The sequence below is a fragment of the Arthrobacter sp. TMN-50 genome (assembly GCF_054511125.1).
Window position 1 is genome coordinate 1 of sequence record NZ_JBTNDG010000034.1, and the last position, 1,708, is coordinate 1,708.

Sequence of the window (1,708 nt, forward strand, 5' to 3'; positions counted from 1 at the left end):
TTAGAGCAGTGGGTTTCGGTCTCGGTGGTAGTGGTTTTGTCGGGGTTTCTGGGTTGGGTCAATATACGGGGGTGGGATGAACCAGGGAACCCGGTCCCTGACTTCGATCGTCCATTCGCCTTGATGCAGCACATGATGGTGCCTCGAACACAGCAATACCCCGTTAGCGGTGGTGGTCGGACCGCCCCTGCTCCAAGGAATGATGTGATGGGCGTCGGTCCACGGTGAGGGCATCATGCAATCCGGGAAAGCGCATCCACCATCGCGGGCGGTCAACGCTTTACGCAGCGTCGGAGGAAACAGTCGGCGAGGCTGCCCCACATCCAGGATCTGGCCCGCGGTTCCCAACACCACCGGAAGAACATTCGCATCACAGGCTATCCGCCGGATCGCCCGGGCACTGAGCAGTCCACCAAACGCAGCAGTACCGGCCCTGCCCACATCGGCCACCAAATCCTTGTAATTGATCGTGACCAAAACCTGAGGCCTCAAACCACCAGCAGCCGGCAGTCTATTGCTCGCCAACGCGATCCGACACGCACCCACCAGACCACCAAGTAACCGCTGCGCCCACGTCGACCGATCAAGAACATCATCCGGAACAGCGCATTGATGCACCTCACCCTGTTTCCCCGCAGCGGACACTATTCCGGTCTCAGACGCTCGTCCGGTCCCAGACGCTCGTCCGGTGTCAGTGGCTTGTCCGGGGTCAGGGGCTTGTCCGGCGCCGGAGGCTTGTCCGGTGTCAGGGGCTGGCCCGGTGTCAGGGGCTGGCCCGGTGTCGGGGGTCGTCAGGCCGGCGCGGGTTCGTGGGTTGGTGGCCACCTGCATGACCGTCACCAAATCCTCGTACTGCTCATCCGTGGCAAAAATCTCGATGAACCGCAACCCATGCCGTTTACCCCGCAGGAAAACCCCCTGATGAGCGTGCAGGACCTCCTCAGTGGGCTCACTACCATCAGGATTAAGCAGATCCTCCCACCGCCTGATCACAACCCGGAGAACATCCAGATCCGACTCCGCCGCCTGCCGGGTCAGATTCGCCTCCATCACCTCCACCTGCTCCACCGACGCAAACGGCCGCACCCGCTCCAAGGCCGCACTAATCAACGTGGCAGCCAGACTACTCACCTCCGATCGAGCGACCGCCGCCCCCAAATACCCCGACCTCGGACCAACCGGCTGACCATTCAACTGCACCGACCCCAACACCTGACCCGATAACCGGATCCGCCGCTTCGCCTCACTCTTACTCACCCGCAACGTATTCCGAAGATACTCAGCATTATCCCTACACCCCGTCCGATTCACCGCCCCCTCAGAAGACTCCCCACCGAAAGACCCACCGTTCAACGACCCAGGGTCATCGGCCGCGAAATTCAACCGCTGACCGGACTCACCAACCACCGCCACATTCTGGACCTCCACCGCATGAGCCGCAATCAACTGCAACTGCTCAGCAGTCCTCGCGATCTGCTCAATAGCCACCGCCATCCCAGCAAGCTCACGGGTCGGCATCAACAGACTCTCCACACGAAACGACACAGCAACCCCCAACAACTCAGCATTCAACCACGCCAGATACCGAGAAGTATCAGCCTGATCCTCAAACCGGGTAATCGCCATACACCAATTCTATCGAACACACCTTCGAACAAACCAGCAAAATCCACCAATGTGGAGGAGAAGAGCGCTGAGTTATCCACAC

1 protein-coding gene is annotated in these 1,708 nt (G+C 60.1%); it reads right to left on the reverse strand.

What is annotated here, in order from left to right; all coding sequences use genetic code 11:
* Positions 1-1,518: an HNH endonuclease signature motif containing protein gene (locus ACX80A_RS15180; protein WP_459260597.1), complete on the reverse strand. Its 1,518-nt coding sequence runs from the start codon at positions 1,516-1,518 to the stop codon at positions 1-3.
* Positions 1,519-1,708 lie beyond the last annotated feature (190 nt).

Bases quoted from the DNA above. Each gene is read 5' to 3' on its own strand.
- ACX80A_RS15180 (WP_459260597.1), bottom strand. From the start codon at position 1,518: ATGCCGACCCGTGAGCTTGCTGGGATGGCGGTGGCTATTGAGCAGATC.